Consider the following 15,585-nt stretch of genomic DNA (forward strand, 5'->3'; position numbering starts at 1 on the left):
TTTATTTTTAAAGCTGATTAATCGAGCGTAATACAGCCTTGATTATAAATAAAAATTTGGTTCCGGCCGTTATTCTTCGCATTGTATAAAGCGTTGTCGGCGTGTGATAGCAAGCGGTCGTAGTCTGCAACTTGCGCGTTATCTGCCACACCAAAACTTACCGTTACAGAAAGGCTATCTGCTAATTCTGAGAAATCGTAACCCGCTATCTCTAAACGGATAATTTCACATAATCTTGCGGCCTCTTCAGCGTTTTTGTATGGAAACAACAGGGTAAATTCTTCACCGCCCCAACGCGCCGCATAACCTTCATCAGGGAAGTTCATGCGCAGTAAACGAGCAATTTCACAAATCACTTTATCACCAATTAAGTGCGAGAAATTGTCATTAATGAGTTTGAAGTGATCAATATCCATAATCGCAATACTAAGCGTTTTATTATCACGTTGGAACTGACTAAAGTTTTCAGACAGCCATATATCAAAGGCACGTCTATTCGGTAATTGCGTTAATTGGTCATGATTCGCTAAATGAGCAAAGGCATCGGCTTGCGTTTGCAAATCATGCATTTGCTGTTCAACTTTTTCAGTTAACTCAATTTCAATGCGCTTGTAATGATATAAGCGGTATTTATAAATGGCATAAGCAGCAAAAAGCACTGCAACTAAGATAAATAATTTAAAGCTGGTTTTCTGCCAAAAATAAGGGGCTATTTTAAACCGCAGTACTTGTTCATTATCTTGCCAATCACTATTTGGATACCCAGCGCGCACTTTAAAGGTATAGTTACCCGGTGGTAAATTAGTGTATTCGGTAATGGCCAAGCGCCCCCTGTCTACCCATTGTTGATTGTAACCACTTAATTGCGTTTGGTAGTTTAAACGCCCGGGCATGATAAAACTAAGCCCAGCGTAATTAAACGAAACACGAGAAACACCAGCAGGTAAGCTCAACACCTCACTTCCAACGGGTAAAGTAATGGGTTTGCCATCGACTTCGAAGCTTTCAATAACCGTCGATAGTCGGCGTTTACTGGCTTCTTTTAAACGCTCTGGTGTCGCAATAGCAACGCCTTTTGCTGTGGCAACCCATACTTGTCCATCTGAATGAAGTACAGCAGCAGGGTTTGAACCACCATTAGCTTGCGCGCTAAGCATGCCATCGCCTTCATCATAAAGCTGCATCGAAACACTCATTGGCTGAACTTTTTCAGGATTATCTAGCAGTGCTACTAGCTGAGCTTTATTGACTTGAATAACACCGCGATTACTGGTCAGCCACAGTGAGTCACCTTGTTCAATGACTTGGAACAGCTTATCGACAGGTAAACCTTGATCTCGACCAAATAAGCTCATTTTATCTGTACTGAGATTGTAACGAACGAGACCTCTATCGGTTGCAAGCCACATTTTATCGCCATCTAAGTAAAAGCCGAATGCATACTCAGTGCTGAACTGCGTTGGAAACTCAAGTGTTTTAAACTGCTCTGTAACTGGGTCAAAAATAGACACACCGACGCCCGTGCCAACCCATAATCTACCATGGTCATCCTCATTAAGTGCCATTATGAAATCACCGGCTAGGCCATCCTCCGTGGTAAACGAATGAATTTGCCCTGCAGGGTCTATCTTGGTTAAGCCTGCAGCGGTACCAACCCATAGATTATCAAAAGCATCAAACAACACAGCGCGAACTTCGTTACTGATCAGGCCATTACTGCGGTTTTTTACTGGGTAAATTTGCCCATTAACCACTTTCATTAAACCGGCAGTATAAGTGCCTAGCCAGACTCCGCCCTGCTTATCTTCAGTTAAACTTAAAACGGATAGTGGGTCTTTTTCATAGGCTTGGGTAAGGGTTGTGAGCTTGCCATTTTCAATACGATTTAAGCCATTACTACTGCCCACCCATAAGCTGCCATCAGAATGCGATAACACGGTACGCACATAATCAGATGCAAGCCCACGACTTTGGCTCCAATTCGTAAATGGTGCTTCGCGCAGGCGGAATAACCCGGCATTCGTGCCAACCCAAATACTTTTTTCCCGATCGAGCAATAAGGATAAAATACGGTTGTTGGGTAAGCCATCATCTGCCGCTAAGTTTTCAAGGCCTAAACTGCTAAGTCTAAATACCCCTTTATTGATGGTGCCAAACCACAAATCGCCTTGTGCATCTTCGAGTAAACTAGCAATTGATTCGTTGTTAAGGACGGGATTAATAGCAACAAACTTATTATTTTTCTTTTGCCATGCCCCTTTTTCAGTGCCGACAATTAAAGTGCCTGACTCCGTTAGTAACAAGGTAAACACAGAAGCATTTGGAAGCCCTGAGTCTTCATTGATCTTACTAACTTGCTTATTCTCTATTTGATAAAGACCATCACTGGTCGCAGCCCAAATCACGCCTGTTTTGTCTTGTAAAAGGCGGTAGGCACTTAACTTATCAAGCAGTTTTTGCTCAGTGGCAGTTTCAGAAGCGCGGTATACAATACCTTGCCCTTCAAGTGCCAACCAAAGCTCACCTTGTTCAGTAACAAGTGCATGATTAACCATGGCTGATGAGCTTGGTAATGCGCGCCACCCTCCTTGTGAGCGAAGCGCAATGCCACCACGGGCACCCACGATATATAAATCGCCATTTTCCATTGCAATAAGGCTACGTAGGCCAGAATCAGGTAAGCCAGGTATTTCTGTTCGAGTAAAGAGTTTAAACTCGCGACCATTAAAACGGGCAAGCCCTTCCCAAGTTGCTATCCAAATGTAACCATCTTTGGTTTGCGCTACACCATTGATACTATTGTGAGGAAGGCCGGCGCGAGTACTCCAAGTCTCTGTAAAATAGTCACTTAAAGAGAGGCGTGCAGATTCTGCAACCGCGCTGAAACATAAAAAAAGGAAAATACAACTAACTACCCGCACCATTAAACTAAAACCCTGATATTTATTATCGTTCTATTCAGTGATGTAGTTATGCGAAGTAAAGTCATCCCTAACTTCAGATAATACTACATTAGTTGCAATTTTTACTTACTTCGATAACATTTAGCAAGAATCAATTACAAAAATTCGTAATTTTTTCTTGCAGTATTTTCACAAATCTTGCTACATGCAGGCCATCCATCAAAGCATGATGCACATCGATTGAAAGCGGCATCTTGCCAGTTTGTACGTCATATTGGCCAAACACAAACTTGGGTATACCTAGACCATGCCCTTCACTCACCGCATGCGAGAAGCCGGTAAAATTAAGCCATGGTAGCACTGAGATATGAATAAGATCAGGCTGCCCTTCTGTTGCAGCAAATGCATCAGAGAAAAATGGTTTTGCTTTACTTGTTTTACCCACAGCAATCGCGTGTTTTGAAAAATCTTCCATCGACGCTTGTTTTTCAAAATAACTAAAACGAAAAGTTTCATCTTCTGCAAGCTCTACCACACTGCCTCTTACAGATGACAGTTGTACGGGCAACAAATCAATAATACGTTGACGCATTGGTGCATAGTCATGACATGCTTCAAGTGTTAGGTAAACATAGCTGTGAAAGAACGAATACGGTTCTGCTTTGCACTTGTTATATAGAGCCGCCATATCGAGTGAAACACATACATTAAAATATGGCAGAGAAAATTCTTTGAAAAAAGCGAAATGCTGCTTACGAGGCCAAGTATCAAGATTGATTGGGGTTATTTCACAAGGCTGAGTTTTCATTAGGCGTCCTCGAGATTTAAAAACCGAGTGTACCGAGATAGTTAGCCTTCGTCATTTTGTTGCGATAAATAACAGAGACAAAAAAGGTGCGACTTGCGCACCTTTTTACCTGTAAATTTATCGATTTACTAAATTATAAGCCGTTTTCGATGATTTCTAATGCGAGTTCATCGGCAATTAAATGCGTCGACTTTTGCTCTTTTTCAGAGCGAGCAAAGATTTCTGTTAGCGTATCAAAAATGCCTTCAACGTGCTTCGTTGATGCTTCTGCACTATAACCTGCTGGTGCAGTTTCGTAATAAACGTTGATGATACCACCTGCGTTAATTACGTAATCTGGTGCGTATAAAATACCTTTTTCGCGGATGATCTCACCGTGACGAGACTCTGCTAATTGGTTATTCGCACAACCTGCAATAATTGTTGCTTTTAAACGCGGGATAGTCGTGTCATTCACCGTTGCGCCAAGTGCACATGGTGCATACACATCAACATCTAAGTCGTAGATTTCATCAATACCCACAGCCGTTGCATTGAAGTCATTTACAACACGCTCAACAGCTTGTTCGTTGATATCTGTTACAAATAATGTTGCGCCCGCTTCATGTAGGTGTTTACAAAGGCCATATGCTACTGCACCTAAGCCTTGCACGGCTACTTTGATACCAGCAAGATCTTGATGACCTCGTTGATGTTGTAACGCCGCTTTAATACCTAAGAATGTACCATATGCTGTGAACGGTGAAGGGTTACCACTTTTACCTTCAAGGCCTAATACATAGTTAGTTTCTTTATTCATGATAGCCACATCATCACAAGTGATGTTTACATCTTCAGCTGAATAGTAGCTACCACTTAAACGCTCTAACTGACGACCAAATGCACGGAAAAGTTGCTCTGATTTAATTTCTTTAGCATTACCGATGATCACTGACTTACCGCCACCAAATGGTAAACGTGCCACAGCATTTTTGTAGGTCATACCTTTTGATAAGCGAAGTGCATCAGTAACAGCATCTTCATCAGTTGTGTAGTCCCACATTCTGCAACCACCAACCGCTGGACCTAACTTGGTATTGTGAACCGCGATAATAGCTTTTAGGCCTGATTCTTTATCTGAACAAAACACCACTTGCTCGTGGTTATCAAAGTCGACTTTATTAAATACAGCCACAGTTAAATACTCCGAAATTTTCTTACCCTAAAGGGTGTGAGCGCTGAAAGTGCCGAGACTTTATCACTTCGTATGCTCCCTTACCACTAAATGAGATGATAAAACTAAGCAAAGTTCTCAGGCCGAAATAACAACTCAAAAACTAACACTTTATGGAAAAAATATACCAGTCAACGTACGAATTAAGCATTGTTAATTCAAAACAAAATATTAACATCGCCAACTTTATTACGTGAACGTAAAGGTAAAGTATAGCGTAAAGAAAAAATGACAAAAAAATTATGCTGATAAAGCCAAGTAAAATCAGCTTTTAAAGAGATGTTAGAGAAATAGCTGAGACTGGTCAGAGCTGAAAAAAAACGGCGCAGGTGCGCCGTTTTATGAAAAGAGTTTCAAGATGGTTATTTTAATTTGCCATCAAGTTCTTCGATTTTTGCTTTCCAAATAGCAGGGCCTTGCGTATGCGCATTGGCACCTTCACTATCAACAGCAACGGTTACTGGCATATCTTCTACTTCAAACTCGTAGATTGCTTCCATACCTAAATCTTCGAACGCAACAACACGTGCTTTCTTGATTGCTTTAGATACAAGGTAAGCTGCACCACCTACTGCCATTAAGTAGATAGATTTATTGTTTTTGATTGATTCTACTGTAGCAGGACCACGCTCTGCTTTACCAATCATACCGATGATGCCCGTTTTTTCTAACATCATATCAGTGAATTTATCCATACGAGTCGCAGTTGTAGGGCCAGCAGGACCTACCGCTTCATCACCCACAGCATCTACAGGGCCAACGTAGTAGATAAACTTGTTATCAAAATCAACGCCTTCAGGTAAACCTTCACCTGATTGGATCATATCTTGTAAACGTTTATGCGCTGCATCACGACCCGTTAAAATAGTACCAGACAGAAGAACCGTTTCACCCATCTTCCACTCTTGTGTGTCTTCTTTAGTCAGTGTGTTTAAATCAACACGACGTGTACCTTCACCTACTTCAAATGTAACTTCTGGCCAATCTTCTAGTTTAGGCGCTTTAAGATCAGCTGGGCCTGAACCATCTAACGTGAAGTGTACGTGACGCGTTGCTGCACAGTTCGGGATCATTACCACTGGTTTTGATGCTGCGTGAGTCGGTGCCGTTTTAACTTTCACATCAACTACGGTTGTTAAACCACCAAGACCTTGAGCACCAATACCTAACTTATTAGCACGTTCGAAGATATCGATACGCATTTTTTCTTCAGTTGTTTCAGCGCCGCGCTCAATTAGCTCGTGAATATCAACCGGATCCATTAATGATTCTTTAGCAAGTACCGCAGCTTTTTCTGCAGTACCGCCAATACCTATACCTAGCATGCCAGGTGGACACCAGCCCGCCCCCATGGTTGGTAATGTTTTCTCAACCCATGCAGCCACATCATCAGATGGGTTAAGCATAACCATTTTCGTTTTATTTTCTGAACCGCCGCCCTTCGCTGCCACCATTACTTCTACTTCAGCGCCTGGCACTAAGTCAATATGAACAACTGATGGTGTGTTGTCTTTAGTGTTTTTACGCGTACCAGCTGGGTCTGCAACAATTGATGCACGTAATGGGTTATCTGGGTTTAAGTATGCGCGACGTGTACCTTCATCAACCATTTGCTGTACAGTCATGTCTGTTTTATCCCACTTAACATCCATACCTACTTTTACGAAACAAGTAATGATACCTGTATCTTGGCACAGTGGACGTTTACCTTCAGCAGACATACGAGAGTTAATTAAAATTTGCGCAATGGCATCTTTTGCCGCTTTGCTTTGCTCTTTGTTGTAAGCTTTTTCTAAGGCTTGTACGAAATCGAGAGGGTGATAAAAAGAAATGTATTGCAATGCATCTTCAATGCTATCAATGAAGTCTTGCTGACGAATTGTACTCATTACGGGTTCCTTAAGTTTTTATCGCGTAGCGCTGTACGTGATCCTGAGTAAACCGGTGACGAAGATTTACTCTACGGGTTAGTCATGGCATCACTATAAAGGAAATCATAACGCTGCCAATCAAATTTAACTTATGATACCCTCCTCGCCCGTTTCGGGCTAGTTATTCAGGGCAATGTAGATGATAAACGATGAAAATTTGTGCATAAAATTAGATTTAAGTGGTGATTGCATCGCGCTATTTAGTCATTTTGCTCATTTGCCCCATGCCGTGTTGCTCGATTCAGCCAATAGCGAACATGTGAATAGCCGCTTCGATATCATCGCTATTGCCCCTTTAAAGCAATTAGAAGTGCGTGAAAATACCTGCTTTGTCGACGGCAAAGCACAATCAAGTGATTGTTTTAGCTTGATGAAAGAAGGCCTTCAGGAATTTAATCACACAGCAAACTCTAATAACCTGCCTTTTACAGGTGGTTGGCTTGGCTATTTTGGTTATGATTTAGGTCGCGTGATTGAAAGCATGCCAACTACTGCCGAAAACGACATTAACATGCCGCAAATGGCTATTGGCCTTTATCCAGATGCCCTTATTTATGATAAGCAACAGCAAAGCTGGTTTTACGTCTGTCAGCCAAATCATAATCGCTTAGCGCTATACCAGCAGCACCTAAACGAAACACCAGCAAGTGCAGAGTTCGCGCTACAAAGCGACTGGCAATCAAACATGAGTAAAGCCAGCTACAGCGAAAAGTTCGAGAAAATTCAAGCTTATTTAAAAAGTGGTGACTGCTATCAGATCAACCTTGCACAGCGTTTTAAAGCTGAGTTTTCTGGTTCAACATGGCAAGCCTATAAACAACTTCGAGAAGCGAATAAAGCACCGTTTTCAAGCTATATAAATCACCCTGATGGCGCTATTTTATCTATCTCCCCTGAGCGTTTTATTGCTATTAATCAGGGCCAAATAGAAACCAAGCCAATTAAAGGAACCCTCCCTCGTTTGGCTGACTCTGAACAAGACCAAGCGCAAGCAACCCGTTTACAACAATCTGAAAAAGACCGCGCAGAAAATGTCATGATTGTTGATCTGCTACGCAACGATTTAGGCAAAGTGGCTCGCCCAGGTAGCGTCACCGTTCCCTCGTTATTTGCCATTGAAAGCTTTCCGGCTGTGCATCATTTAGTAAGTACTGTGCGCGCAGAATTAGCGGATGGCAAAGGTGCCGTTGACCAAATTCATGCCGCTTTCCCGGGTGGTTCAATTACCGGAGCGCCGAAGATTCGCGCTATGGAAATTATAGAAGAGCTCGAGCCGCATCGTCGTAGTGTGTACTGCGGCTCAATTGGCTACTTGAGTGCTTGTGGCAAGATGGATACCAGTATCACAATCCGTACTTTAGTGTGTCACAAAGGTGCAATCTATTGCTGGGCTGGCGGTGGCATTGTGGCTGATTCAAAGGTCGACTTGGAGTACCAAGAAACTTACGATAAAGTAAATAAAATACTGCCTTTATTAAAGTAAAAGTTGAAGTAACCACCTTGAATAGCCAGCAAATAATTGCCCGTTTTAGTTTAAGTCAAACCACAGAGCGCCCAGCTAGCATTCGCTTTAATGCCGAAAAGCGTGCCAGTGCCGTAATGTTACCTCTGCTTGATGTTAACGACGAAGCGCATTTGTTATTGTGCAAGCGACCTAGTTATTTACTTCATCACCCGGGGGAGATTTGCTTACCGGGTGGAAAGTATGAAGAACAAGATGACACTCTGCTGCACACCGCCCTTCGAGAGCTCAATGAAGAGCTTAATATTGCGACACACCAAGTGACTGTCCACGGTAAATTACATCAATACGCGACTCTAACCGGTTTCACTATTGAACCTTTTGTGTGTGTCCTTAGTGAGGGCACAACATGGCAAGCAGATCCCAACGAAGTTGCTGCCAGTTTTTTACTACCCTTATCTTATTTAAGTAATCAACAAAATTGGCAACCCCTCCCCTTTGAGCGAAATGGTAAAACCATTACTTTGCAAGGCTTGATGACCCCCCATGGTCTGCTTTGGGGAGCAACAGCAAGCATTATTAATAACTTTATCAAGCAGCTCGCCCTACCAGTTTAATTATCCTGCTTTTAGGGTTACACAGACACGTTTAAACGTTATCATGTGGCACCGTTCAAAGGCAGGTAGTATGCCGTTAATAGAAAAATGAGTAGCAAATTATGATCAGTGCATTCGATATGTTTAGTATTGGTATTGGCCCATCGTCATCTCACACAGTTGGCCCGATGCGCGCTTCGCGTTTATTTGTAAACGAACTAGAAGAAAAAAACTTACTTGCAAACGTCACCGATATTAAAGTTGAGCTATTTGGCTCACTCGGTCAAACAGGTATTGGCCATGGCTCTGGTAAAGCTGTGATCTTAGGCCTTGCCGGTTATGATCCAGAAACCATTGATGCTGATTTAGTCGACGATATCCTCGCAAAAATCGAAAAAGAGCAGGTTATTTATTTAAACCAAAGCCATAAAGCCAATTTCCCTAAGCAAGGTGCGATTGTATTTCATCGTCGTAAAACTCTACCAAAACACTCAAATGCAATGGAAATCATTGCTAGCCAAAATGGCGAAAAGTTATTCAGCAAAGTGTATTACTCAATCGGTGGCGGCTTTATCGTCAGTGATGAAGAGTTTGAGAACGAAAAACAAAAAGCACTCGAAATTCGCGAAGAAAACCCAGCGCCTTATCCGTTTAACACAGCTAAAGAGTTATTAGAGCTATGCCGTGAATCAGGGTTTAGTGTATCAACACTTATGATGCATAACGAAAAAACCCTGCGCAGCGAAAAAGACATCAAGGATGAGCTGTTTAATATTTGGCAAGTAATGAAAGCCTGTATTGAGCGTGGTATGCGTACAGAAGGGATTTTACCAGGCGGATTAAAAGTAAAGCGCCGTGCCCCTAGTTTACACCTTAAATTAAATATTGAAGTAAACAACGACCCATTACGTGCGATGGACTGGGTTGATTTATTTGCCCTTGCTGTAAACGAAGAGAACGCTGCCGGCGGCCGTGTTGTTACCGCACCAACCAATGGTGCTGCAGGTATTTTGCCAGCAGTATTAATGTATTATCACACTTTCATTAAAGAAGTAGACCGTGATATTGCTACTCGTTACTTATTAACGGCGGCAGCAATTGGTATTTTATATAAAAAGAATGCGTCAATTTCGGGTGCTGAAGTTGGTTGTCAAGGTGAAGTGGGCGTTGCTTGCTCAATGGCAGCGGGTGCACTAACTGAAATCATGGGTGGTAATGTTGTACAGGTTGAAAACGCCGCTGAAATCGGCATGGAGCACAACCTAGGTCTAACTTGTGACCCTGTTGGCGGTCTTGTACAAGTACCGTGTATTGAACGTAATGCAATGGGCTCAATTAAAGCAATTAATGCGTCACGCCTTGCAATGCGTGGTTCTGGAGAGCAAAAAGTAACCCTTGATAAGGTCATTAAAACCATGCTCGATACAGGTAATGATATGAAAACGAAATACAAAGAAACCGCTCGCGGTGGCTTAGCAGTTAATATCATCGAGTGTTAATTTAAGCAAAATAAAAAGCCGCTTTAAAGCGGCTTTCTTATCTCTATTTTACTGGTAACTCAATGTTTTCGAAGAGTTTATCAACATCTTCTTGGTTACGTAATAAACTTGCTCGTTCAACCAGCTCTTTCGTTAAGTGCGGGGCAAAACGCTCAATAAAATCATACATGTAGCTGCGTAAAAAGCTGCCTTTTCGAAAACCAATTTTAGTGGTGCTCGCTTCAAATAAGTGACTTGCATCAATACAGACTAAATCAGTATCTGTTATTTGATCAATCGCCATAGACGCCACAACACCCACACCTAGCCCTAAACGAACATAAGTTTTAATGACATCAGCGTCCGTTGCAGTAAAAACAATATGCGGCTCAAGGCCATGAGCATTGAAGGCTTTATCTAATTCAGAACGACCAGTAAAACCAAACACATAAGTTATCAGTGGGTATTTAGCCACATCGGCAACCGTTAAGTTATCAGCCTTTTGCGCAAGTGGGTGTGTTTTTGCCACAACAATACTGCGATTCCAGTGATAGCACGGCAACATAACTAAATCAGAGTATAAATGTAGTGCCTCAGTCGCAATGGCAAAGTCAGCATCACCGCGTGCTGCCGCATCAGAAATTTGCTGTGGCGTTCCTTGATGCATATGCAGAGAAACTACCGGGTACTTTTTCATAAAGCCTTGAATAACATTCGGTAATGCGTAACGAGCCTGAGTATGAGTAGTCGCAATGTTAAGTTTACCTTGATCAGGCAAAGTATGCTCATTAGCAACCGCTTTAATACCTTCAACTTTCGACAATATCTCTCGCGAAATATTAATTATTTCGTTACCGGCACTGGTTACATGGGTAAGGTGTTTGCCACTACGGCCAAAGATCTGTACGCCCAGTTCGTCTTCAAGCATACGAACTTGTTTCGAGATCCCCGGTTGCGAGGTAAATAAACTTTCGGCTGTCGCTGAGACATTCAGTTTATGATTTTGGACTTCGACTATATATCTGAGTTGTTGTAGTTTCATGGCTGCATTGTAAACGTTGTTATTGTTTATTTATAAAGGCTGCAAAGCGCAATGCCAAGCGATATTTCATCGCGCTATACATTTATATCGATTGTTTCTAAGGCTAACACATTAAATTAATGCTCGGTAGCCGTGTTTACTCGCAAAATATTCAATAAAGATGTTAGTTTAGCGCTATACTCATTATAAAGTAGTAAACTTAATAAGTTTATTCGAGATAACTACCGCAAAACTGTTCAGATCTAATCTTTTTAAGGTAATATAAAAAAATTAGATAGTTAAAACTGAGATTTAGTAATGATTGTTTCTATCATCATCATGCTCATTGTTGCATTAATTGTGATCGCATTATGGGTCAGTGCTGTGCAACAACACAAAGAAAAACAAGAAGCAGAGCGCCGCAAAGAGTTAACTAAGCAAAAGAAAATCATTGAAGAAGCAGAAGACGTGCTGCTTAACAGTGCCAATATTCCCATGTCTGAGAATATTCTACGTATTATTCAGCGCCGTATATATGATGCTCTTGCAAGTATGGTACAACTCTCTCCAAGTTCTAAGGAACTCAAAAGTCGCTTAAATGAAGCTAAACAGCGTTTAGGGGGTCCAATTGAGGCGAATAATAGCGACTCATTAGTGTTACCAGACAACGATAAGCAGCTTATTTCTTTAATTCAAGGAATAAAAAAACTAAGGGCAGTGCTACGCTCTGAACATAGTAAAGGTAAAATCGAGAGTCAAATATTTGTTGCCGAAGATAAACGCCTTGAAAAACTACAACTTCGAATCAACGTAGAAAGCCAAATTAAGCGTGGGCTTTCAGCTCGCTCAGCAAATATGGTGGGCTCTGCCAGACAGTATTTCGAAAAAGCACTGGCAACGCTTAACTCAGTTAGCTATAGCGATGAATATGTAAACTCGAAAAGACAAGAAGTTGAAGGTTATTTAGAAACGATTAGCTCTGAGTTGAAAGCATCAAATGCGACGTCACTAAAGAAGAAAGCAGAACAAGAGCAGGACGATTTAGACGTGTTATTCGCACCAAAGAAAAAGTGGTAAACCACTTTTTCTTTGCTTTGTGAAAATTAAGATAAAAACGCAAACTTAACAATAAACAGCGCTGTTAATACCCACACACTAATACTGATTTCATCTTTTTTACCACATACCAACTTCACTGCAGTATAAGAAATAAAACCAAGCGCAATACCGTGAGCAATCGAGAAAGTTAACGGCGTCATTAATAATACTACGCTCACTGGAATGGCATCTGTCATATCATCCCAATTTACCAGCTTTAAGTTTTGCATCATTAACACAGCTACATATAAAATTGCACCTGCCGTTGCATAAGCTGGGATCATGCCAGCAAGTGGCGCAAAGAACATCATTAACAAGAAACAAATGCCTACAACAACAGCAGTTAGACCTGTACGGCCGCCCACAGACACACCTGCTACTGATTCAATGTAAGACGTTGTTGTTGACGTACCAAGCATTGAGCCTGCAATGGTAGCTGTGCTGTCAGCGCTTAATGCACGACCTAAACGAGGCATTTTACCTTGTTCATCAGCAATACCTGCTTTTTGCGTTACAGCAACTAAAGTGCCTGAAGTATCAAACAAATCAACAAATAAGAACGCAAATACCACTGTTAGCATTGAGATTTCGAATGCTGCTGCAAAATCCAATTGCATAAAGGTTGGTGCAATTGAAGGCGGCATTGAAATAATTCCTTGATACTCCACAAGGTCTAAACCAAGCGCAATTGCGGTTACTAATAAAATACTGATAAGTACGCCGCTTTTCATATCGCGGTATAACAGTGCTGCAATAACAAAAAAGCTAAAAATCGCAAGTAGTGGACCTGGGGCTGTGATATCGCCCAACTGCACTAAGGTTGCAGGGCTTGCTACGATAATACCGGCGTTTTTCAATGCAATAAGCGCTAAGAAAGCACCGATACCTGTGGCAATGGCACGCTTTAATACCAGTGGAATAGCGTCTATGATCCACTCTCTCACCTTAAATAGGCTTAAGAATAAAAAGATACAACCAGACATAAAAACTGCACCTAATGCAGCTTGCCAAGTGTAGCCCATGCCCAAAACAACACCATAAGTGAAGAAGGCGTTCAAGCCCATCCCCGGAGCCAGTGCTAATGGGTAGTTTGCCCATAAACCCATGATAAAACAGCCAATTGCAGCAGCAATACAGGTTGCTACGAATGCCGCACCTTGGTCCATTCCCGCTTCTGCTAGCATGGCAGGGTTAACAAATACAATGTAAACCATGGTAATGAATGTCGTGATTCCAGCAATAGTCTCGCGGCGCACAGAGGTGTTGTTTTCAGTGATTTTGAAAAGTCTTTCGAACATGTTGAACTTTAAGTTGAGATTAATTGGCTAATTTTATCATATTTTATCTCAATAAGAGGACATTTTACCTTGCAATGTTCTAAACTAATAAGGTCTTTTATTTCAAGAAAATAACTAAACTATGTCTGATAATTCGCCAGTAGGCTTAGATTTAGAGCAACAGCTTGATAATGTACTTGCCTTTATTACCCAACCCGATAAAGGGTCGGCGCAAAATAAAAGTACTCAATCTGTTGAAAACGTACTAAACAAAGCTTTGTATTATTTAAAAAATGAACAGCCTCCCCTTGCTGCCAAATGGATGCGCTTAGCAGCTATGGCAGGTAACCATAGGGCGCAATTTTATATGGGGCTGTTTTTCATCAAAGGGCAAGGTGTACCGCACAGTGTTTTTCATGGCGCGGTGTGGTTAAGTCTGGCAAGTAGCCAAGGTTATGAACCTGCAACGGCTGCACTTGATGATCTTAGAAAACACATCAGTACGCGTAGATTACATGATGCGCAAAGCTATGCAGCTACCCTATATGAACAAATCCACCAGCAGCAATTTGCACATTTAATTCCTCGTGATCCTGACGCCAGCTAACACGCGTCAGGTTCTACAACTCATTAATGCACTCTTGTCAGTTTACTCTCAAATGTTATGAGACCTGCACCAACTACAAGCAATAAGATACCTATAAACTCAAGCCACACATGGCCTTTATGGGGCTTGATAATAGGTGTTTTTGAAGTAAGGCTATATAAGCGCCTGCCTTGCTCGCCAGATTCTACAAACGAAATACCTTTATAGTCCGCTGAAATAATAAATTTAAAATCATGCCTGCTAATCATTTCTCGACGTTTAGCATCTATTTTCTCGCGGCTTTGTTCTACAAGTAGCGTTCGCCAATCATGAAAAATGCCATCTGGTTCATTATCTTTCACTACACCATATGATTTGTACTCATAGAACTTTGTATTGAATAGCTTTTCTTGATGCCCTAAATAAAACATGGCACAACCTAGCGCACTTAACAGTATCGCAATATAGATTAATGAGCGCTGTTTAATGAATTGCTTATTACTTTGTTGCTTATACCAAGCTTCAATGTCAGGCACATTAATCAATCTCGCTTTATCTACAGAATGTTTTAATGGCTCCATAAAGTCGCAAATTGTTAGATTGAGCGCCGTTAATATTGAACGAAATGTGTCGTTTGAAGGCACTGATTTATCGTTCTCAAGTTTTGAAAGGTAGCTTTGCTCTATTCCAACTTGCTCAGCAAATTCTGGTTGGCTTAGTTTTAGCTCACTGCGATAGTGTTTTAGTTGTGTTCCGAATGTACTCATAACGCATTTCCTTTTTGTTGTGGAGCCGCCATTCTTTGCTATTCATGCAGATATAAGAAGCTGAATAAATAGGAATAATGAAGAATATTAGCAAGATAGGAAGAAATTTACGAGATACGAGATACGAGATACGAGATACGAGATACGAGATACGAGATACGAGATACGAGATACGTTGTCAGTATAAGTAAATAGTAAAGTGTAATGTAAAGACTTATTTAATCATTTGCTTGAGGAAAACAAATGGCGGAGTGGACGGGACTCGAACCCGCGACCCCCGGCGTGACAGGCCGGTATTCTAACCAACTGAACTACCACTCCGCAGTGGTATGTGCATGGGGTAATGCACTTAATTTGTTTATGATATCAAATGGCGGAGTGGACGGGACTCGAACCCGCGACCCCCGGCGTGACAGGCCGGTATTCTAACCAACTGAACTACCAC

12 protein-coding genes and 1 tRNA gene are annotated in these 15,585 nt (G+C 41.6%); 5 read left to right on the plus strand and 8 right to left on the minus strand.

Annotated elements, in window-relative coordinates:
- Positions 1–17: 17 nt before the first annotated feature.
- From L1272_RS14490 to L1272_RS14505, 4 genes are all read right to left on the minus strand, one after another.
- Positions 18–2,924, minus strand: coding sequence for a ligand-binding sensor domain-containing diguanylate cyclase (locus tag L1272_RS14490; protein WP_194441622.1), 2,907 nt, complete (start codon positions 2,922–2,924; stop codon positions 18–20).
- Between the two features lie 130 nt (positions 2,925–3,054).
- Complete coding sequence (locus L1272_RS14495; RefSeq protein WP_054551612.1) at positions 3,055–3,711, minus strand: CatA-like O-acetyltransferase; 657 nt, start codon at positions 3,709–3,711, stop codon at positions 3,055–3,057.
- Between the two features lie 133 nt (positions 3,712–3,844).
- The gene (locus L1272_RS14500; protein ID WP_054551613.1) at positions 3,845–4,885 is read right to left on the minus strand and encodes a Leu/Phe/Val dehydrogenase; all 1,041 of its coding nucleotides are present in this window, start codon (positions 4,883–4,885) and stop codon (positions 3,845–3,847) included.
- A 401-nt stretch (positions 4,886–5,286) separates the two neighbouring features.
- On the minus strand, positions 5,287–6,813 hold the full coding sequence (locus tag L1272_RS14505) for a fumarate hydratase (RefSeq protein WP_054551614.1): 1,527 nt from the start codon (positions 6,811–6,813) through the stop codon (positions 5,287–5,289).
- A gap of 181 nt (positions 6,814–6,994) precedes the next feature.
- On the opposite strand from L1272_RS14505, the gene pabB reads away from it, so the two are divergent.
- The 3 genes from pabB (at position 6,995) to L1272_RS14520 (ending at position 10,412) form a co-directional block, all read left to right on the plus strand.
- A complete protein-coding gene (gene pabB / locus L1272_RS14510) occupies positions 6,995–8,338 on the plus strand; it encodes an aminodeoxychorismate synthase component I (protein WP_199528660.1) in 1,344 nt (447 codons plus the stop codon).
- 17 nt (positions 8,339–8,355) lie between these two features.
- A complete protein-coding gene (locus L1272_RS14515) occupies positions 8,356–8,934 on the plus strand; it encodes an NUDIX hydrolase (protein WP_166339455.1) in 579 nt (192 codons plus the stop codon).
- Between the two features lie 101 nt (positions 8,935–9,035).
- Positions 9,036–10,412: an L-serine ammonia-lyase gene (locus tag L1272_RS14520; RefSeq protein ID WP_054551617.1), complete on the plus strand. Its 1,377-nt coding sequence runs from the start codon at positions 9,036–9,038 to the stop codon at positions 10,410–10,412.
- A gap of 43 nt (positions 10,413–10,455) precedes the next feature.
- Here L1272_RS14520 and cysB read toward each other — a convergent pair whose 3' ends face one another.
- Entirely contained in the window at positions 10,456–11,433 is a 978-nt protein-coding gene (gene cysB / locus L1272_RS14525) for an HTH-type transcriptional regulator CysB (protein WP_235373738.1), read from the minus strand.
- A gap of 297 nt (positions 11,434–11,730) precedes the next feature.
- Between cysB and L1272_RS14530 the strand changes: the two genes are divergently transcribed.
- On the plus strand, positions 11,731–12,489 hold the full coding sequence (locus L1272_RS14530) for a hypothetical protein (RefSeq protein WP_054551619.1): 759 nt from the start codon (positions 11,731–11,733) through the stop codon (positions 12,487–12,489).
- Between the two features lie 26 nt (positions 12,490–12,515).
- On the opposite strand, the gene L1272_RS14535 is transcribed toward L1272_RS14530, so the two are convergent.
- Entirely contained in the window at positions 12,516–13,808 is a 1,293-nt protein-coding gene (locus tag L1272_RS14535; RefSeq protein WP_054551620.1) for an NCS2 family permease, read from the minus strand.
- A gap of 121 nt (positions 13,809–13,929) precedes the next feature.
- On the opposite strand from L1272_RS14535, the gene L1272_RS14540 reads away from it, so the two are divergent.
- Positions 13,930–14,394, plus strand: coding sequence for a sel1 repeat family protein (locus L1272_RS14540; RefSeq protein ID WP_138602565.1), 465 nt, complete (start codon positions 13,930–13,932; stop codon positions 14,392–14,394).
- A 23-nt stretch (positions 14,395–14,417) separates the two neighbouring features.
- Here the strand turns inward: L1272_RS14540 and L1272_RS14545 are convergent, their stop codons facing one another.
- Both L1272_RS14545 and L1272_RS14550 read right to left on the minus strand, forming a co-directional pair.
- A complete protein-coding gene (locus L1272_RS14545) occupies positions 14,418–15,140 on the minus strand; it encodes a helix-turn-helix domain-containing protein (RefSeq protein ID WP_138602563.1) in 723 nt (240 codons plus the stop codon).
- 244 nt (positions 15,141–15,384) lie between these two features.
- Positions 15,385–15,461 (minus strand) — tRNA-Asp (locus L1272_RS14550).
- Between the last annotated feature and the right edge of the window lie 124 nt (positions 15,462–15,585).

The sequence above is a fragment of the Pseudoalteromonas sp. PAST1 genome (assembly GCF_021532515.1).
GTDB classification, from domain to species: Bacteria; Pseudomonadota; Gammaproteobacteria; order Enterobacterales; family Alteromonadaceae; genus Pseudoalteromonas; species Pseudoalteromonas simplex.